We start from the raw sequence: 25,376 nt of genomic DNA on the forward strand, positions 1-25,376 counted from the left end.
CACTGTCGTTCCTCCGTCGCCGTATGGATTTCCGCTACTGCTCAGCGGGATGTGGACAGGTGGTGCGGTGTGTTCGGCGTGCGCGGGGACACCGCGTCGGACCAATCGCTGTCCGCCCGGCCCGCCACCAACCGGGGGCGTAGGTGGCGCACGACGATCTCCACGTTCGGCTGGTTCATCAGCGTCATGTGGTTTCCGGGTACGGGAACCACCTCCAGGTTGGGGCACACCTCGCTCCAGCCGAAGGTCGGGTGGGTGCGATTGTGCTCGGGGTCGGAGGCCTCGTCCGGCATCGGTTCCTCGCCCTGGTACAGCACCACCGGGCCGTCGTAGGGCTGCGGCGTGTAGTGACGGGCCAGCGCGCTGCTGCGGGTGTAGTTGGAGTAGAGGGCCCGCAGCATCGTGCGGTTTGTGTCGGAGGCGATGAGGCCGGCCTTGGTGCATGCCTCCGCCAGCGCGTCGAGTTGCTCGGCCTCGGGCAGTCCCGCCACCTGGTCCACCGCGAGCTGGATCGGATGGCCGAAGGTGGCCGAGAGGTAGTGCACCACCCGCATGAGCCAGTGCGCCGTGCGCTCCTGGTCGGTGATCCTGGGCATCTCGCGCAGCGGCAGGGCGGTGTCGAACAACGCCACGATCGCCACGCTCTCTCCGGCGGCGGTGAGCTGGCGGGCCATCTCGTAGGCCACCACCCCGCCGAACGACCAGCCGCCGACGTGGTACGGCCCGGTCGGCTGAATTTCCCGCACCAGCTCCAGGTACCGCGCCGCGACCTTCTCGACGGTGAGTTGCTCGCCCGGTTCCGGTGCGATCTCCTCCAGGCCGTAGAACGGGATGTCCTCGCCGAGTGCACCGACCAGCGGCTGGTAGGCGATGACGTTGCCGACGGCCGGGTGGACGCAGAACAGCGGTGCCTGGCTTCCCGTGCCGCGCAGGGCAACGACCGGGGTCCGGGGCCGGTCACCGCCGCCGGAGCGCAGCAGGTCGGCCATCTGCTCGACGGTCGGCCGCTCGAACAACGCCCGCAGGTCCAAGTCCCGGCCGAACTCGCGGGACAACCGGGAGGTGACCCGCATCGCCAGCAGCGAGTGGCCGCCGATGTGGAAGAAGTTCTCGGTCACGCCGACCGTGGCCAGCCCGAGCACCTCGGCCCAGATCCGGGCGACGAGCAGCTCGACGGAGTCCCGCGGCCGGACCAGTGCCGGTGCGTGCTCGGTGCGGGCCGCACCGGGGGCCGGCAGGGCCTTGCGGTCGATCTTGCCGTGCGGGTTGAGCGGGAAACTCGGCAGGACCACGAACGTGTTGGGCACCATGTGTTCGGGCAGCGTTGCGGCCAGCGTTGCGCGCAGCTCGTCGACGACCCGCTCGTCCCCCGCTTCGGCGAGAGCGTCGTCGTGCAGCACGAGATAGGCCACCAGCTGTCGCTCGCTGCTCTCGCCGTGCCCGGTCACCAGCGCCTGGAACACCGCCGGGTGCTCCCGCAACACCGCCTCGATCTCGCCCGGCTCGATCCGGAAGCCCCGCACCTTGATCTGGTGGTCGATGCGCCCGAGGATCTCGCAGTCCCCGTCCTCGGTGCGGCGGACGAGGTCGCCGGTGCGGTAGAGCCGCTGGCCGGGGTTGGCCGGGTCCGGGACGAACCTCTCGGCGGTCAGCTCGGGACGGTTGGCGTAGCCCCGCGCCACGCCGATCCCGCCCAGGCACAGTTCGCCGACGACACCCACGGGCAGTTCCTGCCCGTCGGGGTCGAGGACATGGACGGTGCAGTTGGGCAGGGGGTGTCCGATGGTCGGGTCGGTGTCGTCGGGCTCGCACAGGCGCGCCGTGGTGACGATGCTGGCCTCGGTGGGGCCGTACTGGTTGACGAACCTGCGCCCCGGGGCGAAGCGGCGTACCAGGTCCGCAGTGCACTTCTCACCACCCACCGTGATGGTGTGCAGTCCCGGCAGCGTCGCGTCGGCGGGGAGTGCGGCCAACGCGGAGGGCGTGAACTTCGCCGCGGTGATCCCGTGTTCCTCGATAGCGTCCACCAGGTGTTGTCCCGGGAGCAGCCGGTCACGGTCAATGAGGACGAGCTGCGCTCCGCACACCAAGGTGCAGAAGATCTCCAACAGGCACGCGTCGAAGGTGTTGGCGAAGAACTGGAGTACGCGGTCCTCGGGTGTGTAGCCCCACAACTTCTCGTTGCCGGCAACGACATTGCGCAGCCCGGCATGTTCGACCTGCACGCCCTTGGGACGTCCGGTGGAGCCCGAGGTGTAGACGAGGTAGGCGAGCCAGTCCGGTCCCGCCTCCACGCCCGGCGGCGAGGACGGCTGACCGGCGAGCCCCGACGCCGGATCGTCAAGCACGATGACCGGAATGTCGTTGTCGGGCGAGGCGGACAGTGCCGGGGCATGGGCCTTCGTGGTGACGATGACGGTCGGGGCGGCGTCCTCGACGACGAGTGCGAGCCGCGCCGCCGGGTACCGGGGGTCGAGCACGCAGAACGCGCCGCCGGCCTTGTGGCTGGCGAGCATGCCGACGATCAGCTCGATGGAGCGTTCCAGTGCCAGGCCGACGATCTGGTCCCTGTCCACGCCGTGTTGGCGCAGCAGGTTGGCCAGCCGGTTGGCCTCGGCGTCCATCTCGGCATAGGTGCGGGTCCGCTCGTGGTTCACCAGGGCGACCGCGTCGGGCTGCCGCGCCGCCACCTCCTCGATGGCGCGGTAGCACGTGCGGGCGGTGGGCGTCAGGGTCCGGCGGGAGTTCCACGTTGCGATCTGCTTTCGCTCGGCCGAGGTCAGCATCGGCACCTGGCCGATCGGGCGCGCCGGGTTGAAGGTCAGTCCGACCAGCAGCTGGCGCAGGTGTCCGAGCATGCGGTGCGCCGCCGGCACCGCCAGGCGCGCGGGGTCGTAGTCCAGCCGCAGGCGCAGCATCTCGGCCGGGATCACCTTCACGCTGACCGGAAAGCTCGTCCGGCCGTGCACCTTCATGTCCGACAGGGACAGGTCGGCGAAGCGCGACCACATGGCGCTGTCGGGGGCCAGGTTCTCCACGGCGACGGTGGTCTCGAACAACTGGCTCCCGTGCGGAAGGCCGCTCCAGCGTTGCACGGCCAGCGGGGAGACGTGCTCGTGCCCCTGGACGCCGGAGATGACGTCCTGGACGTGGTCGAACCAGTCGCCGCCGGTCATGGCCGGATCGACAACCAGGCGCAGTGGGAGGGCGTTCATGAACAGGCCCACGATCTCGTCGACCGCGTTCAGCTCGAACGGGCGGGCCGCGGTCACCGAGCCGAGGGCGACGTCCCGACGACCGGTGTAGCGCGAGAGCAGGACCGCCCAGGCCGCCTGCGCGGCGGTGCCCAGCGTGATCCGGCGCGTCCGCAGCGCCGCACGCAGCGACGCGGTCTCGGTGGCGTCCAGGACGAGCTCGCAGGCGTCCTCCGCCTCCTCCGTTTCCTGGGCACCATGCCCGTGCGGCTCGGACCGGCGCAGGATGTCCAGCGTGGCGGGTTCGTAGCCGGCCAGTTCCCCCCGCCAGAACGCCTCGTCGTCGGTCGGGTCGACCATGCGTAGCCAGGCGATGTAGTCCCGGTAGGGGTGCGCCGGGCCGAGGTCCAGCGGGGTCCCGTCGTGGTGTGCGGCGTAGCGGCGTGCGACCTCGGCCAGGATCAGCGGCAGCGACCAGCCGTCGACGATGATGTGGTGGTAGGTCCACACCAGCCGGTGGGTGTCGGCGGCCAGCCGGATCAGGTGCAGCCGCATGGCGGGCGCCAGGTGCAGGTCGAAGCCGCTGGCCCGCTCGGCGGCGAGCAGGTCGTGCACGCCTTCGGCCTGCTGCTGCGGGGCGAGGTCGCTCCAGTCCAGCTCGACGAAGGGGATCTCGACGCGCTCCTGCACGACCTGCAGCGGCTGGTCCGAGCGCTGCCAGGCGAAGGCGGTCCGCAGCGCCGGGTGCCGGTCGACGACGCCCTGCCACGCGGCGCGGAGCGCGACCGGGTCCAGCGCACCGCGCAGGGCCACGCTCATCTGCTCCACGTAGACACCGGAACCGGGTTCGGCCAGGGTGTGGAAGAGCATCCCCTCCTGCATGGGGGACAGCGGGTAGACGTCCTCGATGGCCACGGGCATCAGTGGGACCTCCTCACGTCGGGCGGGGTGGGGCCCGGCTCGGCGGGACCCAGTTCGGCCAGCAGGTCGGCGAACTGGTCGTCGGAGAGCTCGACCAGCGGCCTGTCGTTGCGGGCGGGGTCGGCCCCGTTCGACGTGGGGCGGTCGGATTCACGGCGGTCGGCAACGGCCAGCTCGGACAGGATCACCGGCATCGTGGCGACCAGCCCCTCCACCAGCTCGCTCGGGACGCGCCGGGTGTCGTACCACCAGTCGAGGTGCAATGCTCCATTGTGGACGTAGCAACGCAGCTCGATGGCGTGGCCCAAGCCGGGAGGTGTGAGGCGGACCGGATGCGTCACGTCACACGGTGCGGCGGCCAGGCCCTCGGGGACGGCCGGGATCTCACCCAGGTAGGACAGCACGAACTCCGGTTCGGGCCGACCGGCAAGCACCGCCGAGGTGGGTGCGTACAGCTCGCGGAGCAGGCCGTATCCCAGTCCCTGCCGGGGCACCGCGCGCAACTGTTCCCGCGCGTGTTCCAGAGCGTCTGCCGAACTGCCGCCCGCTGCCACGAGTGGGTAGAGGGTGGTGCACGAGCCGACGGTGTGGGTGAGGTTCACGCCCGCCATGGGAACGAGGCGGCCCTGTCCGGTCAGCCCGACGAGTGTGCGGCGACGTCCGGCACGGTCGGCCAGCGTGCGGCCGAGGGCCGCCAGCAGGGTCCGCTCCATTCGGGTGCACTGCTCACCTTCCTGCCCCAACAGGGTTTCGGTGTCCTCGGTGGACAGTGCGGAGCTGATGCGCGCGTAGTCCTGCGGACTCGCGGGCGTCTCCGCCGGGGTGAACGGGAAGCACAGCCCGTCCTCCGCCAGCTCCGGCGCGAGCCAGGTGGCGCGTTCCGCCTGGATCGCGGGATGGGTTGCCAGCGCCGACAGTTGTGCCGTCCACACCCTCCACGGGGTGGTGGTTGGCGGCAGCTGGACGGGTGCGCCACCGCGGACCTGCTCCAACGCGGTGATGAGGTCACCGAACAGGATTTCCTGCCCGGCCTCGTCGATCGCGAGTTGGTGCGTGCCCAGCGCCAGCAGTGCCGGGCCCCCATCCGCGGAAGCGAAGTAGACGGCGCGGAATGCTGGTCCCGTCGGCACATCGTCCTCGGCGCCGGTCGCGTCCTCGGTGCCCCATTCCCGCACGAGTTCTTGCAGGATCTCTTCCGCGCTACGCGGATCGTGTTCTCGGACCGGGAGTTCCACGGTGTCGGGAACGGGATCCACGGTCACCTCGGGCAATCCGCCCTGGGTCACGACCCGAAGTCGCAGCGCCTCGTGCTGGGCGACCACGGCGGTGAGTGCCTGGCGCACCTGCTCGGGGTCGATGCCGGGAGCGAGCCGGAGCAGGACCGGTACCCGCCAGGCCGTCGCCGGGCGCAGCCCGCTGCGCAGGAACCGCCACTGGCTCGGGGTCAACGCGGGGGCGACGGCGTCGTCGGCGACCGAGACCGCCACGGACAGTTCCTGCTGCTCGGGCTGTTCGGGAAGCGGCCCGACCATTGCCGCCAGGTCGGCGATGGTCTGGTACTCGAACAGCACGCGCGGGTTGAACCGGAGCCCGAGCCGGGCGGCGCGGGTGGCGAAGTGCACCGCGACCACCGAGTCACCACCCAGGTCGAAGAAGTTGTCGTGCGGGCCGACCGCGATCCCGAGCAGGTCGCGCACGATCGCGCCGAGCGCCCGCTCGGTGTCGTTGGCGAAGCTGTCCTCGGCCTCGTCCGCTGTCGCGACATCGGTGCCAACCGTGCTGTTGACCAACCTGGCCACTCCCCCGCCGGCACCGGCGGGCAAGGGGAAACGCGGAGCCGGGTCGACCCAGTGCCGGTTGGGTTCGAAGGAGTAGCCGGGCAGGCTCACCCGACGTCGCGGACGCTGGGCGCGGGTCCGCTTCCAGTCCACGTCCACGCCGGCCGCCCAGAGCTGGCCCAGCCCCTGCAGGAACACGTCGGTGTCCTCGCGGGTTTCGGCTTGGTGCCGCATGAGCCGGGCGACCCGGTGGGTGTCCCGCCACCGGGGGTGGCGCCGGGCGGCCGAGGTCAGCGTGCGGCCCGGCCCCACCTCGACCAACACCCGGTTCGGCGCGGACAATAGGGCCGCCACGTTGTCGGAGAACCGGACGGTGGCCCGGATCTGGCCCGCCCAGCGGGTCGGGTCGCCCGCCTCTGCGGAAGTCATCCAGGCACCGGTGACGTTCGAGGTCAGCGGAAGCGTCGGCGCCTTGGGCCCCACCCCGGCCAGCACCTGCTCGAACTCCGGCACCGCCGGTTCCATGAGGACGGAGTGGAAGCCGTGCGCGGTGCGCACGCGACGGGTGCCGACGCCATGCGCGGTCAGCTCGGTTTCGAGGCGTTGCAGTGCCGTGAGGTCACCGGCGACCACGGTGCTCATGGGCTCGTTGACCGCGGCCACCGAGAGCGGGCCGTCCGAGATCAGCGGAACGACCTCGTTCTCGGGCAGGCTCACCGACAGCATCCCGCCGGGTTGTGAGCGCTGCATGAGCCGGCCACGGGTGGCCACCACCGGGATGGCGTCGTCGAGGGTGAAGATGCCCGCCAGGGTCGCGGCCACGTACTCCCCAATGCTGTGGCCGGCGACGGCCGTGGGATGGATTCCGTGGTGCGCCAGGAGATCGGCCAGGGCGTAGCAGACCGCGAAGAGCGCGGGCTGTGCGATGTCGGTGCGGCGTAGTGTGTCCTCGTCGCCGTCGAAGAGCACCTTCCGCAGGTCCTGGTCGATGTGCTCGGCGAACCGATCGGAGAGCTCGTCCAGCCGGGCGCGGAACACCTCGTGGTCGCGGTAGAGCCCGGCCGCCATGTCGAGGTGTTGGGCGCCCTGGCCGGGGAACAAAAACGCCACCTGCTCGGCGGCGCCCTCCACCACGCTGCCGACCGAATTCGCCGGGTTGACCAGGGATTCGGCGGCGTCGGTGGTGTCCCGCGCGACAACCGCGAGCCGGACCGCGTGGCGGGCGCGACCCTCGGCCAGGGTGAAGGCCGCGTCGGCGAGGTCGGTGCCGGGGGCGGCGGTGAGCCGGTCCGCCAGGTCCTGCCGCATCCGCTGCAATGCTCCGGTGGTGCGGGCGGACAGCAGCAGCACCCGCGGGCCGTCCGTGGCCGGGCGCGGTTCGAGGGCGGGTGGTTCCTCCAGCACCACGTGCACGTTGGTGCCGCCGACGCCGAGGGAACTGACCCCGGCGCGGCGCACGTCGTCGGACTCCCACTTGCTCAGCTCGTCCTGCACGGTGAAGGCGGTGCGGTCGAGTTTCAACTCCGGGTTGGCAGCCGTGAAGTGCAGGGTGGGCGGCAGCATGCGGTGCTGCACGGCGAGGACGGCCTTGATCAGGCCGGCGATGCCGGAGGCGGCCTCCAGGTGGCCGATGTTGGTCTTGACCGAGCCCAGCCGGCACCGGTCCGCACGGTTGCGACCCGGCCCGAACGCCTGGTGCAGGGCGGCGACCTCGACCGGGTCACCGAGCGGGGTACCGGTGCCGTGGGCCTCCACGTAGCCGACGGTGTCCGGCTCCACGCCCGCGACGGCCATGGCCTCGGCGACCACCGCGGCCTGCATCGTCACGCTGGGCGCGGTGAAGCCCATCTTGCGGGAGCCGTCGTTGTTCGCGGCCGAGCCGAGGATGACCGCCCGCACCGGGTCGCCGTCCTCCAGGGCGGCCGCCAACGGCTTGAGCACCACCGCGCCGACGCCGTTGCCGAACACGGTGCCGTTGGCGCGGATGTCGAAGGCCCGGCAGTGCCCGTCCGGGGACACGATCGACCCGGGCTCGGCGAAGTAACCGACGCGGTGCGGGACGCGGAGCGCCACCCCGCCGGCCACCGCGATGTCGCACTCTCCCGACAACAGGCTCTGCACCGCCAGGTGCACCGCCAGCAGCGAGCCGGAGCAGGCGGTCTGCACGGCGATGCTGGGGCCGCGCAGGTCGAGCGCGTGCGAGACGCGGGTGGCGATGTAGTCCTTGTCGTTGCCGAACGACAGGTCGAGCATCGCCATGCTCACCCCGCACGACGCCAGCGCCATGTCCTGGTGGCCGAGCAGGTTGTGGATCAGGTAGCCGCCGGTCGAGCTGGTGGCGAACACCCCGACCGCCTCGGCGGCGCGCCCGGGGTCGTGGCCGGCGTCCTCCAGCGCGTGCCAGACGGTCTGCAGGAACAGCCGCTGCTGCGGGTCGGTGATCCGGGCGGCCTGCGGGCTGAAACCGAAGAACTCGTGGTCGAACTCGGCGAGCCCGTCGACCGGTGCGGCCCGCTTCACGTAGGTCGGGTCGGCCAGCACGTCGGCCAGCACGCCCTCGGCGAGCAGCTCGTCGTCGGTGAGGGTGACCAGCGACTCCCGGCCGGCCACGAGGTTGTCCCAGAACTGGGTCACGTCGCGGGCGCCCGGGAACCGGCCGGCCAGGCCGATCACGGCGATGCCGTCGGGGACCGCGGCGTTGGTGTCGTTGGTCATCACTGGTTCCTCCCAGCACTGCGCCGGGCACGGGCGGCGGCGCGTTGCCGGGCCCGGCTCACCGCGACGGTCTCCGGCGTCTCCGCGTCGGCCCGGTCCGGCCCCTTCTCGGCGACGCCGAGCTGCTCGCACAGCTCGCGTTCGAGGTCGGGAAGGGTGGCGCCCTGGAGCACGAGGGCGACCGGCAGGTCGGTACCGAAGTCACGGGACACGGAGTTGCGGATGTTGACGGCCGTGAGCGAGTCGAGACCGAACTCGGTGAGCGGCGTGGCCAAGTCGAGCCGGTCCACGCTCAGTCCCATGGCGGCCGCGACCCGGCCACGCAGCCGGTCGGAGAGCAGCTGCCGGGCCGCGGCCGGCTCGGCCTCGCGGAGCGCCCGCGGGCCCGGCCAGTCGTCGCCGATCTCGTTGACGCCGTAGCCGTCCACGATCTCGGAGAAGAACGGCAGGTCGAAGATCTGGGGAAAGGTGGCGATGATGCGGTCGGGCCGCAGCAACGCCACCGCGGTCAGCACGCGGTCCCGGACCAGCAGCTCTTCCAGGGCCTCGATGCCGTTCGCGGGCAGGATCGGTTCCATCGCACCGATCTGCACGGCGGTGGGCCGGCTCCGGCCCGCCTCCGCTTCCCCTCCGACGGCCAGCCCGACCTCGGCCCACGGTCCCCAGTTCACCGCCGTGGCCGGAAGTCCCCGGGAGCGCCGCCAGGTCACGAAGCTGTCCAGCCACGCGTTGGCGGTGGCGTAGGCGGCCTGCCCCGGCGAGCCGAGTAGGGACGCGGCCGAGGAGAACAGGACGAAGAAGTCCAGGTCGTGTCCTGCGGTGGCCTCGTGCAGGGCCCACGCCCCGTACGCCTTCGGCGACCAGACCCGATGCGTGCTCGCCCGGTCGAGACCGAGGATCATCGCGTCGTCGAGCACGGCCGCGGCGTGCACGACCCCGGCCAGCGGCACGTTGCCGGCGGTGGCCGCGGCGACCAGCCGCCGCGCGGTGCCGGTGGTCGTACCGTCGCCGGTGTCGCTGATGTCGCCCAGGACCACCTCGACGTCGGCGCCGGCCGCCAGCATCGCGGCGATCGCCTTCTCGGCGTCCGCACCCGGCTCGGACCGTCCATTGAGGACGATACGGGACGCGCCACCCTCGACCAGCCACCTGGCCACGACCAGGCCGAGGCCCCCGAGGCCACCGGTGATGAGGTAACCGGCGCCGGGGCGGACGACGGGGGTGCTGGCGGGGTCGGGCCGGTCCGCCCCGTCCCGTGCCTCGTCGTCCAGGACGGCCTTGGCGAGCCGTGCCGCGTAGCGGACGCCGCCGCGCCAGGCCACCTCGTCGTCGGAGCCCGCGCCGTGCAGCTCGGTGAGCAGGGCCGTGAGCTGGTGCCCGGTGTCCTCGGCGGGATCCAGGTCGATCTGGCTGGCGTGCAGGTCGGGGTGCTCGTAGGACAGCACCCGGATCAGCCCGCGGAGCGCACCGACCGTGGGGTCGACGGACGCACCGGCGCTGACCGCCGCCGCACCGCGGCTCACCAGCCACAACCGCGGCGGGCGACCGTGCCAGCCGCTGACCACGGCCCGCACCGCGCTGGCGAGGCCGAGGACCAGTGCCTCGGCGGTGGCCAGTCCCCGCGAGGGGTCCTCGGTGGTAGCTGGGATGTCGTCGGCGACCAGGACGATTCCCGCCGGAGGTCGTTCCCGGTCGGCGCCGGTCTCGGCGAGCGCGCCGCGGATACCGGGCTCGTCGCGGTAGTCCGCGCGCACCACCCGGTGCCCGGCGGCGGTCAGCCGCTCCTGTATCGCGTCGGTGACCTCGGCGAGCGAACCCGTTGCGGCCCGCCCCGCGCCGAGCAGCAGCCAGCTTGCCGGTCCGGCGACCGTGGCGGGCGTCTCCTGGGTTGCGTCCGTGGTGGCCTCATCCGGGGCGGGCAAGGGGGTCGGCCGCCAGACCGACTCGAGAACCTTCTCCCGCAACGGCGCGTGCGGTGCCGCGAAACGCTGCACGTCGACACCGGTCATCTCGACGAGGACCGCACCGTCCTCGTCGGTCAGCCACATCTCGCCCACGAATCCGCCACCGTCCGCTGTGGACCGTTCCCGCATCTCGACGTGGACGTAGCCCCGGCCCCGGGGCGTCCCGGTGAATCGGATGGATCCGAAACTCTTGAGCAGGTACCGGTGGCCGGAGTCCCCGACGTGGCAGGCGGCGTTGAGTGCCGCGAGGACCTGGCAGGAGGTGTCGACGAGCACCGGGTGGGCGTGGAAGTGCGGGTTCGGTGGCAGCTCGGTGGGCAGCGCGACCGAGGCGACGACCCTGCCCTCACCCATCGTGAGCACCTCGGTGACGCCTTCGAAGGCCGGGCCGTGGTGGTGTCCGACCGACCACAGGTCCGCGTAGAACTGGTTCGCCTGGATCGGCTCGCCCTCACCCTGGGCCCGGTGTGGTGGCACCGGAGGCTGGCCCGGGTGGTAGGGGGCGTACGAGCACTCGACCCGGACCGTCGCGTGCAGCGCCCAGGATCCGTCAGGCAGGCGCGAGGACATCTCGACCCGGGCATCGCCCTCCTCGCCCGGCACCAGGGTGGTGACGAGCGTGGTGTGTTCGTCCAGGGTGAGGAGCTGGTGCAGTTCCAGGTCATTCAGCCGGATGCGCGCGGGCGGCTCGCCGTAGGCCTCGACGGCGGCGGCGAGCGCGACCTCCATGTAGACCGACTGCGCCAGCACCGCCCGGCCGTAGATGCGGTGGTCCATGAGCCAGGGCACGGCGTCGGTTCCGACGTCGGCCTGCCAAGCGTGCCGTCCGGGGCGCGGTGCGGGCCCGTTGCCCGCCGGCTCGGGCAGGGTCACGTGCACACCAAGCATCGGGTGCACATCGACGGGAGTTCCGTTCTCGTTGCCCTGGAACCAGAACGTGCTCCGCTGCCAGGGCGTTGGCGGCAGGTCGACCAACTGCCCGTTCGGAACCAGCTGGTCCAGCTCCACCGGGCAGCCGGCCAGCGCCGCAGCCGTCAACCGGGTGCGGAACTCGCGGGTGTCGTCGCTGTCCCGGCGTAGGGTGGCGATCACCGTGGCGTCGGTGGCCCCCTCGTCGGACAGGATTTCCTGTACCGCGTCGGCCAGGACCGGGTGCACGGACACCTCGACGAAGGTCCGGTGCCCCTCCGATGCCGCCGCGGCCACGAACCGGGCCAGGGCTTCCGAGCCGAGTTCCTCGTCGGCCCAGTTCGTGCCGTCGAAGCTGGGAACGGCTCGGGGATCGTCGGACAGCATGGAGTGGAAAGGGATCTCCGGAGCGGTCGCGGGAATGCCGCCCGGCTCTTCCTTATACGGCAAGGAAAGGCGCGCCAGCACCGCGAGGCCGTTCTCGACCCGGAGTGCCCCGGCCACGACGGCGGCGGCCACGTTTCCGGTTCCGTGCCCGATCACCGCTGCCGGTCGCACCCCGTAGTGCTGCCACAGCCGCGCCAAGGCCAGCTGCAGACCAAACAGCACCAGTCGCGTCCGGTCGCTGTTCGCGAGGTTCTCACCGGTGGTGAGTGCCTCCCGCAGCGAGAAGCCCACGCAGGCAACGAAGATCTGGTCTAGCTCGTGCACCGCGTTGGCAAACGCCGGCTCCTCGGCCAGCAACCGCTGACCCGCTCCCGGCCATGGTGCACCACGGCCGGAGAACAACCACACCGGCTGCCCACCCGTACCGCGGGACGTCTCCGTCAGCAGAACCCCATCCGTGCTTCCAGCGGCGATGTTCGCAAGGCCGTCGGCGAGTGCGGAGTGCGACCGTGCCACCACCGCACCGGCGAAACGTCCCTGAGCGTGCCGACGGGCGAGGGTGAACGCGATATCCGACAACCGTGCCGCACTGCCCGCATCACGCAGCCATTCGGCGAACCGACCGGCAGCGGCACGGACACGCTCCTCGGTCCTCGCCCGCAGGACGAAGACGGTCGGTCGACCGTCCTCCTCCGCGGTATCGGAGGGTTCGGCGGCTGTCGCGGGAGCCTGTTCCAGCACCACGTGCGCGTTGGTCCCGCCCAAGCCGAACGACGAGACGGCGGCCAACCGCCGACCGTCCGGAACAGGCCACTCGCAGGCTTCGGTGGGAACGAAGAACCGCGTGTCCGACGGGTCGATGTTCGGGTTCCAGCGGCGGAAGTGCAGGTTCGGTGGCACGCTCCCGGCCCGCAGTGCCAGGGCCGCCTTGACGAACCCGGCCACGCCGGCCGCGGCCTCCAGGTGTCCCAGGTTCGTCTTCAACGAGCCCAGTGCGCAGCGACCCGCGCCCGTTCCGTACACCTGGGACAACGCGTCGAACTCGATCGGGTCGCCCAGCACGGTCCCGGTTCCGTGCGTCTCGATGAGCCCTACCGAGCCCGCCTCGACGCCCGCCTGCGACAGCGCAGCCTTGAGCACGTCCCGCTGCGCGGCGGCACTCGGTGCGGTGAGTCCTTGGGAACGGCCGTCGGAGTTGACCGCGGAACCACGCACCACGGCGACGATCCGGTCACCGTCGCGGACCGCGTCCGACAACCGCTTCAGGATGACGACACCGCATCCCTCACCGCGTACGAAGCCGTCGGCGCTGGCGTCGAAGGACTTGCAGCGGCCTTCCGAGGACAACGCGGCCCACTTGCCCAGGGCGATCGTCAGGTGCGGGGTGAGCATCAGCTGGACACCCCCGGCGATCGCGACCTCGCTCTCGCCGGTACGCAGGCTCTGGCTGGCCAGGTGGATCGCGACCAGGGAAGAGGAGCACGCGGTGTCGACGGCCACGCTCGGCCCGCGGGCGTCCAGGAAGTAGGACAGCCGGCCGACGGCGATGCTGTGCGGGTTCCCGGTGGCGGTGTAGGCGTTCGCGGACGCGTGCTGTTCGACGCCGAGGATCAGGTAGTCCATGGACGACAGCCCGACGAACACACCGGTCCGGCTGCCGCGCAACGACTCCGGCGGGATCCCCGCGTTCTCCAGCGACTCGACCGTCACCTCCAGCAGCAACCGCTGCTGCGGATCCATCGACTCGGCTTCCCGCGGGGTGACCCCGAAGTACTCCGCGTCGAAACCGGACACCTCGTCGAGGAACCCGCCCCACCGGGAGTTGGTCCGGCCGGGCGTGGCCGGGTCGGGGTCGTAGTAGCTGTCGACGTCCCAGCGGTCGGCGGGCACCTCGCGCACCGCGTCCCGCCCGGACACCAGCAGGTCCCACAGTTGCCGGGGGTCGTGCACCCCGCCCGGGAGCCGGCAGCCGATCCCCACGACCGCGATCGGCTCGGCCGTACGCGCGGCCGGCACCGGGGTCCCGGCCTCGGCGAGGTGGCGGGCGAGCGCCTCGCGTGCCTGCGGCGAGAGCTTGGCGACCAGCGCACCGAGGTCCGTCATCGGCTTCCCCCTCCGGCGGCACGGTGGGCCGGCTGACGTTCCTCGGCGTCGTGCGGCGTACCGGACCACAGTTCTTCGGCGGTGTCCAACAGCTGGGCGAGGACGTCGGCGTCGGTGCCGGACAGCTGTTCCGGCTCATCACGCGCACCGCCGCCGCCATCGGGTTCGGCCGGCTCCTCGGCGCCGAGCCCGAGCCGGGTGACCAGTTCGGCGGCCAGTGCCGCGATGGTCGGGTAGGACCAGGCGAGGGTGGCCGGCAGCCTGGCGCCGAGGCCGACCTCGAGCCGGTTGCGCAGCTCCAGGGCCATCAGCGAGTCGAAGCCGAGCGAGGCGATCGGGGCCTCGCGGTCGATCTCGGCCGAGCCGAGCCGCAACACCAGGCGGATCTCCTTGCTCAGGTAGGACTCCACCCGCGCCACCCGTTCCGGACCCGGGGGCACCGCGGCCAGCTCGGCGCGCACGGTGCCGGTGGACTGCTGGTCGGAGGAGGCGGCATCGGACAGCCGGACGAAGAAGGAGGATCCGGCCACCGCCGGGAACATCTGGAACCAGCGGCGGGCGTCCAGCGGGAGCACGCCGGCCCGTGTCCTGCCGGAGGCGATCAGCGCCTCCAGCGCCCGCACGCCCAGCTCCGGGCTGATCACCTGGAACCCGCGGCCCGCCATGTGGGTGGCCGCGCCGACCTCGCCCCAGGGTCCCCAGTTGACGCCCAGCGCGGGCAGGCCCGCCGCGCGGCGATGCGCGACCAGACCGTCCAGCCAGGCGTTGGCCGCGGCGTAGGCGGTCTGTCCGGGCGAGCCGATCAACGAGGCGGCCGAGGAGAACACGACGAAGAAGTCCAGGTCGCGGTCCAGGCACGCCTGGTGCAGCCACCACCCGCCGGCGACCTTGGGGGCGAAGACCCGGCGCACGGCCCGGGGTGTCATCCGCAGCGCGGTCTCGTCGTCCAGCACGGCGGCGCCGTGGACGACACCGCGCAGCCGATAGCCCGCGTCCTCCACCGCGGCCACCAGCCGGCGTGCGGTGCCGGGGCGGGCGATGTCGCCGGTGACGACCTCGACCCGCATGCCCTTCGCCCGCAGCGCCTCGATTCGCCCGCGGTTCGCGGCGTCGGGTTCGGACCGTCCGTTGAGGACGACCAGACCCGCGCCCTGCTCGGCCAGCCAGTCGGCCACGACCTGGCCGAGACCGCCGAGGCCGCCGACCAGGATGTAGCCGCCGTCCGGCCGGACCGCCGGGGCAGGTTCGGCGACCGCGGGCACCCGCCCGTGTTCGGGCACGGTGAGCACGATCTTGCCGATGTGCCCGGCCCGCGCCATCAGCCGGAAGGCGTCCTCGGCGTCGGTCAGCGGGAACTCCTGGTGCGGTACCGGGGTGAGCCGGCCGGCGGTCACCTCGGCCAGGACCTCGGACAGCAACAGGGCGCCGACTGCGGGGCGCAGCCGGAGCAGCAGGTCGAGGTCGACCGTGGCGAAGGTGACGCCCTGGGCCAGCAGCCCCAGGCCGATCTGGGTGTCGCCGTAGGTGTCCTTCTTTCCCAGCTCCACCAAGCGCCCGCCGGGTGCGACCAGGGCGATGCTGCGCCGCAGTGCCTCGCCGGACAACGTGTTCAGCACGACGTCGATGCCGGCGCCGCCGGTGTCGACCAGGATCTCGTCGGCGAAGTCCAGGCTGCGGGAGTCGTAGACGTGTTCCACCCCGGCGTCCCGGAGATGGGCACGCTTGGCCTCCGAACCCGCGGTCGCGTAGACCTCTGCGCCGACGAGCCGGGCGATGGCCAGGGCGGCGAGGCCGACGCCGCCGGTGGCGGCGTGGATCAGCACGCGCTCCCCGGGCTGCAACCGAGCGAGGTGCCGCAACGCGTACCAGGCGGTGCCGTAGGCGATGGGGAGGGTGGCCGCCGCGGCGGTCTCCAGGCCGTCCGGGATCCGGGCGACCAGCTCGACCGACGTGGTCGCGAAGGAGCCGAGGCTGCCCGGGGCAAAGCCCAGTACCCGGTCACCCACGGCAACCGTGGTGACGCCGTCCCCGATCGCGGTCACCACGCCGGCGAACTCGCCGCCGAGCCGCGGCGGCCCCGCATCGGGGTGGCTGGGGTAGATGCCGTGCGCCTTGAGCACGTCACTGAAGTTCAGGCCGGCCGCGTGCACCCGCGCTGTCACCTGCCCGGGCTCCGGTGCGACGTGGTCCCGCACGGCCAGCCGGAGGGTGTCCAGCACCCCGGGCCGCTGCGCGACCAGCTCGACCGCGGTCTCGGCCACGTCGACCCGACGGGGCGTGCCGGTGTGGCCGGCGCGCTGGTCCACCGGTGCCGGGACGAGCCGGGCCGACAGCCGGGTGCCTCCCCGGATCGCGATCTCGTCGTCCTCGGCAGCGGTGGTCAGCTCGGCGACGAGCGCGGCCGCGTTCGCCTCCGCCTGCCCCGGATCCGGGTCCAGGTCGATCAGGGTGGGCCGTAGTTCCGAGTGCTCGTAGGTGAGGACGCGGACCACACCGCGCAGCGCCGACTGCGCCAGGGTGATGGTCTCGTCGGGCTGCACGGCCTGGGCACCGCGGGTCACCACGTACAGCCGGGGCAGGTCACGCACGCCGGTCCGCAGGATCGCCTGGGCCACGCGGGCGATCCGCAACACGCGGTGCTCGGCGGTGGTCAGCGCGCGGTCCTCGGCGAGCTGGGCATCCCTGGCCCGGGGCGGGCACAGGACGACGACCGCGGTGGGCGGTGTGCCGCACCGGACGGCCTGGGCGACGGCACTGGCCACCGCGTCGTCGTTGTCGGCGAGCACGCCGGTGGCGTGGCCGCTCGCGCCGAGGGTGGCCAGGACGGGATCGATTTCCTCGCCCGCGGGGCGTTCCTCATCGATGACGAGCCAGGACCCTTCCGCCGTCGGAGTCTCCGGCAGCGGCGTGGGCTCGAAAGTGGGCTCGAACAGCCAGGAGTCGAGCTCCCGCCGGGCCGGGTTGCTGGTCAGGCGGACGATCTGGACATCGGCGATCTCCAGGAGGACGTCGCCGGTGTCGTCGGCGAGTCGCACGCTGCCCGTCAACCGGTCCGGCTCCTCCTCGGTCGGCCGCAGCACGGCGGCAGCCGACACGGCGCGCCGCAGGTCGCCATATACGTGCACAGCGCCGAATCCCTTGGGCAGCACGATTTCGTCCGCCTCCGCGGTGCCGCCTTCCCCTGCCTCGGCAGGCGACTGCGCAGCAAAGGCGACGCCGAGCAGCTGGAGTGCGCCGTCCAGCAGGACTGGGTGCGCGTGCACACCGTACGCGCCGGTGGCGGCTGCCTCGGGCAACTGGAGAGTGCCGACGACCGTGCCCTCCGGGAGCCGCTTGATACCGGTCACGGTTTGGAAAGCGGCGCCGTGCTGCTGGCCCGCCGCACGCAGCCGCGCGTACAGGTCGTCGGGCTCGACGGGTTCGGCGTTGCCGTTCGGGTGCGGAACCGGTGCCGGGGGCGCGGGTTCCGCCTGCTCCTCGGTGATCGCCAGCCGCGTGCTGGCGTGGCGGACCCAGTCGCCCTTGGGCCCCTGGGTGTGGACCTCCACGACCGCGGTCTGTTCCCCCCGCACGGTGCCCGTACCGGTGAGCCTGGTGACGATCGGGGTGGACCCGGCCAGGGGCAGGACCTGGTGCAGCTCGACATCGGTGAGCCGGACCCGGGACACCGGGACCTCGTACGCCTGCGTGGCGGCGGCCAACGCGATCTCGACGTACGCGGCCGCCGGCAGCACCACCATCTCGTCCACACGGTGGTCGGCCAGCCACGGCAGCAGCTCCGTGCCGACATCGGCGCGCCAGACGTGCGCATCGGTACCCGGCATCGGGCTGCCGCTGCCCAGCAGGGGGTGGCTGCCGGAGGGCCGGCGGGTCCTGGTCGGCTGGACCCAGTAACGCGACCGCTGCCACGGCGTGGTGGGAAGGTCGGTCACGTGTCCGCCGGGGAAGATGCGGTTCACCGCCAGCGGGTGGCCGGCGGCGTGCAGGGTGGCCAGCTGGGCGTGGAAGATCGCGGTCTCGTCGGTGTCCCGGCGCAGGGTCGGGGTGACCACGGCGCGCTCGATACCCTCGGCCGCCAGGGTTTCCTTCACCGCGTAGATCAGTACCGGGTGCGGGGAGACTTCGGTGAAGACCACGTGTCCGTCCGCGGCCGCGGTCGCGACCGCCTGCGCCAGCCGCACCGGGCGGCGGAGGTTGTTGACCCAGTACGCGTTGTCCAAGGAGGGAACGGCGGCGGTGTCCTCCTCCACAGTGGAGTAGAAGCGGATCTCGGGTGCGGTGCCGCGTACTTCGGCCAGTTGCGTGGCCAGGTCCGCCAGGAGCGGGTCGACCTGCGGCGAGTGCGAGGCCACGTCGACCTTGACCAGGCGGGCCAGCCGCTCCTGCTGCCCGACGAGGACGACCAGCCGCTCCACCTGCTCGGTGTCCCCAGCGACGACAGCCTGGTTGGGTGAGGAGTGGACGGCCAGCTCCACGCCGGGGAAGTCCGCGGCCAGCCTGGTGGCCTCCTCGGCGGGCAGCTCGAGCACGGCCATCGCGCCACCACCGGCGATCGACCGCAGCAGCCGCGAGCGTCGGGCGATCACCGTCACGCCGTCCTCGGCGGACAGGGCGCCCGCTACCACGGCCGCGGCGACTTCACCCATGGAGTGGCCGATCACGCCGGCCGGCATCACGCCGTAGCTCTGCCAGAGTCGGGCCAGCGCCACCTGCAGCCCGAACAACACCGGCTGCACGCGGTCGATCCCGGTGGCCTCCTGCCCTGACTCGACGACCTCGCGCAGCGAGAACCCGGCCTCGGCCAGGAACAAGGGCTCCAGTTCGGCCACGGCTTCGGCGAAGGCGGGCTCGGCGGCCAGCAGCTGCCGTCCCATGCCGGCCCACTGCGAGCCCTGGCCGGAGAACACCCACACCGGCTTGGCCGCCATCGCCTCGCCCACGACCACCCCGGGGCCTTCCTCGCCGGTGGCCACCGACCGCAGCCCGTCCACCAGCTCGGAACGGGACCGGGCCACGACCACGGCGCGTGCCGGGCCGCCGCCGCGCCGCGCCAGGGTCGCGCCCACGTCGGCCAGTGGGGTCTCGGCGCCGGCACCGGACAGCCAGTCAGCCAGCGACTCGGCAGCCGCGGGCAGCCGCTCGGTGGAGTGCGTGGAGAGCAGGTAGTGGCCGATCGCTGGCTCAGCGGGGATATCCTGCTGCTCGCCCGGGGAGGCGGGCGCCTCCTCGAGAACGACGTGGGCGATGGTCCCGTTGAAACCAAAGGAGGAGACGCCCGCGCGGGCCGGTCGCTCCGCCGTCGGCCACGGGCTCGTCTCGGTGACGACCTGCATCGGCAGGTCGTCGAACGCGATCCGCGGGTTGGGCTCGCGGTAGTGCAGGTTGGCGGGAATCTTCCGGTGCCACAGGGACAGCACGGTCTTGATCACTCCCGCGACACCGGCCGCGGCCTCCAAGTGGCCGACGTTGGTCTTCACCGACCCCAACAACAGTGGCTGCTCGGCGGAGCGGCCGGACGCCAGCACCCGGCCGAGCGCGTTCGCCTCGATCGGGTCGCCGAGCAGGGTGCCGGTGCCGTGCGCCTCGACGTAGTCGACGTCGAGGGGGTCCACACCCGCGAGGGCGCAGGCGCTGCGCAGCAACCCTTCCTGCGCCTCGGGGTTGGGCGCCATCAGGCCGTTGGAGTGTCCGTCGGAGTGGACCGCCGAGCCGCGGATCACCGCGAGCACTCGGTCGCCGTCGCGCAGCGCGTCCGGCAGCCGCTTGAGCACGACGACACCGCAGCCCTCGGCGCGCACGTAGCCGTCGGCGTCCGCGTCGAAGGTCTTGCAGTGGCCGTCGCCGGCCATCGCGCCGGCCCGGTCGAAGTTGACCGTGACCGCCGGTGACAGCAGCAGGTTCGCCCCGGCGGCCAGCGCGATCCCGGTCTCCCCCGACCGCAGGCTCGCGCACGCCAGGTGGATCGCCACCAGCGAGGAGGAGCACGCGGTGTCCACGGCGAGGCTGGGCCCCCGCAGGTCCAGCAGGTACGACAGCCGCCCGGCGGTCACCGAGGTCGCCGCGCCCGTCCCGGTCCAGGCGTGGATCTTGGCCAGCCCAGCGGTGGTGAGATAGCCGTAGTCGTTCGAGCAGACCCCGACGAAGACGCCGCCGTTCGTGCCCCGGATCCGCTCCGGCGCAACACCGGCGTGCTGCAACGCCTCGACGGCGACCTCCAGCAGCATCCGCTGTTGGGGATCCATGGTCTCGGCCTCGCGGGGAGAGATGTTGAAGTGCTCGGCGTCGAAAGCGGCGACATCGTCGAGGAACCCACCCCAGCGGGTGGTGCGCTCCAGTATCGCCTCGGACTCGGCGCTGCCGTCGGTGAACTGCTCCCACCGCTGCGGGGACACCGCACTGATCCCGTCCCCGCCGTCGAGCAGGAACTCCCAGAACTGCCGCGGTCCCTCGACACCGCCGGGGAGCCGGCAGCCGAGGCCGATGACGGCGATCGGGGCGTCCGACGATTCGCCCGCGGTCGGGCTGGGCACGGTGGGAGCGGGGGGTTCGGCGGGAGCCACGGAGCCGGGGGTGGCCAGGGCGTGTGCGAGCCGCGCGATGGTGGGGTGTTGCCAGGCCAGGGTGGGGCTCAGCGACCGGCCCAGGAACTCCTCGAGGTTGCCGGACAACGCGACGGCGTCGCGGGAGAGCAGGCCCAGCTCGTCCCAGGGCCGGTCGGTGTCGACCTCGGCGGGGTCCAGGTCGCAGTACTCGGCGACGCGGTCGACCAGCCAGCGGCGGATCTCGGGGTCGGTCGGCTGGTGGGACACGGGGGACTCCTCGGGGGACGGGGAAAGGAGTGGAGGCTCCTTGGGATGGGGACGGAGTGCGGTGCGGTGAGCCAGGTCGGGGCCGGCCCGTCGTCCTCAGCCGGGGGGCTCGGTCCGTCCCTCGCCGGTGGGTGGGAGCAGGGGGAGCTCACCGGCCTCGTACCGGGCGCGACAGGCGGAGCGCTGGATCTTTCCGCTGCTGGTGCGGGGGATCCCGCCAGGCCGGACCAGGACGAGGTCGTGCAGGCGGACGTTGTGGGCGGCGACGACGGCCCGCCGGACCCGGCGGGCCAGCTCTGCGCGGTCGGCCTCGCCGGGCACTTCCCGGCGGACCACCTCGGCCACCACGACCACCCGTTCCTCCTCGCCGTCGGCGATCCCGAAGGCAGCCACCCGGTCTCGCCGGACGGCGGGGTGGACTCCTTCCACGGTGGTCTCGATGTCCTGGGGATAGTGGTTCTCGCCGTCGACGATGATCAGGTCCTTGATCCGGCCGGTGACGTAGAGGTGCCCGTCGTGGACGAAGCCGAGGTCACCGGTGCGCAGCCAGCGGCCCTCGGGGGTACCGGGCGAGGGGTCGGTGAGCCGGGCGTGGAAGGTGGCGAGGCTGCGTTGCTCGTCACCCCAGTAGCCGCCGGCGATGTTCGGGCCGTGTGCCCAGATCTCGCCGACGCGGTCGGCCGGCAGCTCGGTCAGGCGGTCCGGGTCGACGATGCGGACATGTTGCCCGGCGGGCTGCCCCACCGAGACCAGCCGGCGTGCTCGTGGGGAGTCCGGGGCGACCGGGCGCACCTGTCCGGCGCCCAGCAGCCGGGCGTCGAAGGCGACCACGTGCGGGGCCCGCGTGGTGGATACCATCACCGTGGCCTCGGCCAGCCCGAACGAGGGTCGCAGCGCGCGCGGGTTCAGCCCGTGCGGGGCAAAGATCTCGGCGAACCGCTCCATGGTGCCCGGCTTGACCGGCTCGCCGCCGTTGAGCAGCCAGTGCACCCCGCCGAGGTCCAGCGTTTCCCGGTCCTGCGTGGAGACGCGGACGCAGTGGTCGTAGGCGAAGTTGGGGGCGGCGCCGTAGCACGGCGAGTGACGCGAGAGCAGCCGCAGCCAGCGGATGGGGCGTTGGACGAAGGCGAACGGCGCCATGAAGACGGACTCGTTGCCTAGCAGCAGGGGCACACCGACGGTCGCCACCAGCCCCATGTCGTGGAAGAGCGGCAGCCAGTTCACGCCCACCGCGTCGGCGTGCGCGTTGTGCGCCTCCAGCGCCTGCTCGACATTGGCCACGATATTGGCGTGGCTGATCAGCGCGCCGGAGGGCACCCGGGTCGAGCCGGAGGTGTACTGCAGGTACGCCACGTCGTCACCGGTCACGACGGGGCGCGTGTACCGGTCGGCGGCGTCGAGGTCGAGCTCGTCGACCGCGATCAGCTCCTTGGGCCGGGGCGCGGGGTGTCGGTCCAGGAACGCCTGAACGGCCGGCAGGATGTCGCGGGTGGTGAGCACGAATTCCGCATCGCAGTCGCCCAAGACCGCCAGCAGGCGGTCGGACTGGCCGGGGGCGTCCGGCGGGAGCAGCGGCACGCCGATGGTGCCGGCCGCAAAGCAGCCCAGGAAGGCGACCACGTAGCCGGTGCCCTGCGGGGCGAGGATCGCGGCCCGGGACTCGCGGCGGGCACCGGACTCCCGCAGTCGCACCGCGAGCGCCCGCACCCGCCGGTTCAGCTCGCTCCAGGTGAGGGTGTCCGTGGTGCCCTCGGGGTCCGAGCCGAAGTCGACGTAACTGAACGCAGGCCGGTCCGCCCGCTCGACGGACCACCGTGCCAGCCAGTCCGTGAGCGTCCACCCGGCCAACGCCCCGACCGGGGCGGACGTCTGGTCCAGTGCCATCGCTACCTCGTTCCTCCCGCGCCCGTTTCACGAAAGTCGGGGATCGGTGCGGGAATTCGACCGCTGAAGTTCAACCGGGGGAGACAAAAAACGGACGTCCCGACCCACAACGGAGGCATTCGCCCCAAAGAGACCACCGCCCGACGGTACGTCGAGTTTTTGGTTCCTCGCCGCCATGGACAGGTCTCCTCAATCCCACCGGCTTGCGTTGACACCCGCATGTTATGCGCCCCGACCGGGGAGGCAAAGTCAGAGATCCGTCAACAAGACCGCCCCGGTGACCCGATTCACCAATTCCGGAGAAGTCTGCGCAATAAATAAGCTACTCTCGAGTAATGAAACAGTAAGCGGGAGCCCCGAGAAAGAAAAACACAAAACAGATCAGGTAAATAGGTCCAGCACGTCCGGACCCCGGGGACGGTGCGACAAAGCTCACGCCAACGAGTGACACGTCCGCCATGCCCACCACGACCGCGTGAGTTCCGCCGACTTCTCACAGGAACCTCGGCCCTTCAGGGCTCGCCAGGAATGCGATCCCGACGTGGCAGCCACGCGGGCGAAGAGCGTCAGCAACGCCCTACGGACCGGCCCGATCAAGCTTGGTCCTGACAGGGGCCGAGCAGTTGACTGCGACCTGAGTCGTCCCGAACGCAACCCCCGCGAATTCCGGGGCGCCACCTGTCAACAGGCCCCGCCAAGGACCACGAGGGCCTCGGCGGGGCCTGCGGGCTGGCAACGAAAACCGACGGCGGCCTCGGTGTCAGGGCAGCGACGATGAGCTTTCGACCGCGGTGTCGTCCGATTGGCCGGCCTGCTCCTGCTGTGCCTCGGCCGGTGCGTGCACGGCATCGGGCTTCCACGGCAGGAAAAGCAGGATCACGACGAACCCGACCGCACACACGATCGCCGCGACCAGGGCCGCGTTCGCGGCTGCCCGCACGTAGGCGTCGTTGGCCGCGGCCACCAGCCGGTCACCGGCCGGGCCGAGGCGGGCGGCGGCCTCGTGCGCCGCTCCGATCGAGTCCTTCACCACCGACCGCAGCGGCGGCGGGAGCAGCGCCGCCGCGGAATCCATCTTGTCCGAGTAAGTGGTGTTGATGATCGTGCCCAGGAGTGCGACACCAAGCGCGGCGCCGACCTGCCGGAAGGCGTTGTTGACCGCGGTACCGACCCCGGTCTTGTGCGCGGACAACGCCTCCATCAGGTGGTTGATCGAGGAGGGCAGCGTCATGCCCATACCCAGCCCCACGGCGACCAGGAGCGTCCCGGTGAACTGGTAGCTGTCCCCGACGGTGAGCCTGGTGTAGCCCAACAACGCGGCCGACAGCACGAAGAGCCCCGTCGCGATGACGAGCTTGGCCCCGAACCGCTTGACCAGCCAGTCGCTGGGAGCGGCGCCGAGCAGCAGCCCGGCCACGAGCGGGAGCAACCGGATGCCGGTGCCGAACGGGCTGGCGCCGAGCACGGTCTGCAGGTAGGGCGTCAGCACGAAGAGCATGCCCATCAACGAGAGGAACACCAGGGCCAGCGCCATGGTGGGCCAGGTGAACCGTCGGCTGCGGAACAGGCCGAGGTCGAGCAGCGGGTGGTCGGTGCGGGCCTGCCACCACACGAACACCATCAGCAGGACCAGGCCCAGCACGATCGTGCCGGTGGTCTCGACGTCGACCCAGCCCAGGTGCGGGCCCTCGATGATCCCGTAGACCAGCAACACCAGGCCCGCCGTGGACAGCAGGGTGCCGAGCAGGTCCACCCGGGGCGCCTCGGCGGCGCGCGACTCCGGCACCAGGAACGGGGTGCCGATCAGGGCGATCGCCAGGATCGGGATGTTGATCAGGAAGACCGAGCCCCACCAGAAGTGCTCGAGGAACCAACCGCCCAGGATCGGCCCGAGCGGAAGGCCGATGCCGGAGACGACCGACCAGGTGGCGTGCGCCTTGCCGCGTTCCTCGCGGGGGAACATCACCGGCACCATCGCGAGCGTGAGCGGGGTGATGATGGCCGCACCCACACCCATCAACGCCCGCGCCGCGATCAGGCCCTGCGCGTCGGAGGAGAACGCCGCCCAACCGGAGGCGGCGCCGAAGATGACGAAGCCGAGCAACAGGACGGCCCGCCGGCCGTAACGGTCGCCCAGCAGTCCCGCGGGGAGCAGGAACGAGGCGAAGGTGAGGCTGTAGGCGTCGACGATCCACTGCAGCTCGCGGGTGGAGGCGTTCAGATCCGTGGTGAGCGTGGGCAACGCCACCGCCAGGATCGTCGCGTCGAGACCGATGACCAGCAGGCTCAACGACATCAGGGCGAGGCCGAACCAGCGCCGGGGGCTGGCGGTCCTCGTCCGGGGTCCAGGCATGATTCCTGCCCTTCCACACCAAACAGGTACGAGCCGCAATTACGAACCGGGCCCGTCTCGGATCCCGGCCGAGTGTCGTCCGCCCATAGGCGAAGGTCAAACATCGCCCGAGTTAACGAATAGTCATGACCAGATGAAGCAAAAGGACATCCGTGACGTTCCGCCGAGATCGAACGCCTTCTTCATCCCGATTGGCACCCGACTGCCCGAAGCGGGACATTCCATTGTCAGGAAAGGACCTGGGTCACTGTCTTTCTCGTCACCAGACGGAAAGCACCAGGTAGCACGGATGCCGGTGAGCCGCGCAAAGCCGGCACCCCATACATGACGTGAATCACTGTCCGAGAGTTTTGAACCGT

The 25,376-nt window shown here is 71.8% G+C and carries 6 protein-coding genes; all 6 read right to left on the minus strand.

Features of this window, described 5'->3' with window-relative positions; translation table 11 throughout:
- Nucleotides 1–41: 41 nt before the first annotated feature.
- Nucleotides 42–4,115: a non-ribosomal peptide synthetase gene (locus tag IEY55_RS07870; protein ID WP_189055503.1), complete on the minus strand. Its 4,074-nt coding sequence runs from the start codon at nt 4,113–4,115 to the stop codon at nt 42–44.
- Nucleotides 4,115–8,608, minus strand: a complete 4,494-nt coding sequence (locus tag IEY55_RS07875; RefSeq protein ID WP_189055505.1) for a type I polyketide synthase — start codon at nt 8,606–8,608, stop codon at nt 4,115–4,117. Before IEY55_RS07875 ends, IEY55_RS07870 begins: the two co-directional genes overlap by 1 nt.
- A complete protein-coding gene (locus tag IEY55_RS07880) occupies nt 8,608–13,971 on the minus strand; it encodes a type I polyketide synthase (protein WP_189055507.1) in 5,364 nt (1,787 codons plus the stop codon). The genes IEY55_RS07875 and IEY55_RS07880 overlap by 1 nt, the downstream gene beginning before the upstream one ends.
- Nucleotides 13,968–20,780, minus strand: a complete 6,813-nt coding sequence (locus tag IEY55_RS07885; protein ID WP_189055509.1) for a type I polyketide synthase — start codon at nt 20,778–20,780, stop codon at nt 13,968–13,970. The genes IEY55_RS07880 and IEY55_RS07885 overlap by 4 nt, the downstream gene beginning before the upstream one ends.
- Nucleotides 20,781–20,876: 96 nt before the next feature.
- Nucleotides 20,877–22,664: a fatty acyl-AMP ligase gene (locus IEY55_RS07890; protein WP_189055511.1), complete on the minus strand. Its 1,788-nt coding sequence runs from the start codon at nt 22,662–22,664 to the stop codon at nt 20,877–20,879.
- Between the two features lie 760 nt (nt 22,665–23,424).
- A complete protein-coding gene (locus IEY55_RS07895; protein ID WP_189055512.1) occupies nt 23,425–25,017 on the minus strand; it encodes an MFS transporter in 1,593 nt (530 codons plus the stop codon).
- Nucleotides 25,018–25,376: the final 359 nt, after the last annotated feature.

This window comes from Longimycelium tulufanense (assembly GCF_014645795.1).
Taxonomy (GTDB): Bacteria; Actinomycetota; Actinomycetes; order Mycobacteriales; family Pseudonocardiaceae; genus Longimycelium; species Longimycelium tulufanense.

Bases quoted from the DNA above. Each gene is read 5' to 3' on its own strand.
- IEY55_RS07870 (WP_189055503.1), bottom strand. From the start codon at position 4,115: ATGCCCGTGGCCATCGAGGACGTCTACCCGCTGTCCCCCATGCAGGAG.
- IEY55_RS07875 (WP_189055505.1), bottom strand. From the start codon at position 8,608: ATGACCAACGACACCAACGCCGCGGTCCCCGACGGCATCGCCGTGATC.
- IEY55_RS07880 (WP_189055507.1), bottom strand. From the start codon at position 13,971: ATGACGGACCTCGGTGCGCTGGTCGCCAAGCTCTCGCCGCAGGCACGC.
- IEY55_RS07890 (WP_189055511.1), bottom strand. From the start codon at position 22,664: ATGGCACTGGACCAGACGTCCGCCCCGGTCGGGGCGTTGGCCGGGTGG.
- IEY55_RS07895 (WP_189055512.1), bottom strand. From the start codon at position 25,017: ATGCCTGGACCCCGGACGAGGACCGCCAGCCCCCGGCGCTGGTTCGGC.